The sequence below is a fragment of the Alcanivorax sp. HI0083 genome (genome assembly GCF_001635175.1).
Genome location: NZ_LWFX01000790.1, coordinates 1 through 621, shown reverse-complemented (window position 1 = coordinate 621; position 621 = coordinate 1). Strand labels below are relative to the sequence as shown.

The window sequence follows — 621 nt, the reverse complement described above, 5'->3', positions numbered from 1 at the left end:
GATCCGCCCTTTAATGCGGAATACATCTACGCGACCTACCTGCTCGAGAAAGTGGAGCGAGAAGGGGTGCTGGTGGTCAATCGTCCGGGCAGTGTGCGCGACAGCAATGAAAAGCTGTTCGCCACCGACTTCCCGCAGTGCTGCGCGCCCACCCTGGTGTCCAGCCAGTCCACCCTGCTGCGCAATTTTGTACAGGAGTTTGGTGACACCGTGATGAAGCCGCTGGACGGCATGGGTGGCAGCAATATTTTCCGGGTACGCAAGGACAGCCCCAACATCTCGGTGGTGATCGAAGTGCTCACCCAGCACGGCAAGACGCCGATCATGGCCCAGCGCTTTGTGCCGGAGATCACCGAAGGGGACAAGCGCATCCTGATGATCAACGGCGAGCCGGTGCCCTATGCGCTGGCACGGATCCCCAAGGAAGGCGAGCTGCGCGGCAATCTGGCCGCCGGCGGCACCGGTCAGGGCCGGGAATTGAGTGACCGGGATCGCTGGATCTGCGAACAAGTGGGGCCGACCCTGAAACGCAAGGGGCTGTATTTTGTGGGTCTGGACGTGATTGGTGATTATCTCACCGAAATCAACGTGACCAGCCCCACCTGTATCCGCGAGCTGGAT

General features: G+C 60.5%; 1 protein-coding gene. It reads left to right on the top strand.

Going from position 1 to position 621, the window contains the following annotated elements:
* Positions 1–621: glutathione synthase (gene gshB, locus A3754_RS07670; protein WP_063519231.1), on the top strand; the 621-nt coding region annotated here is incomplete at both ends.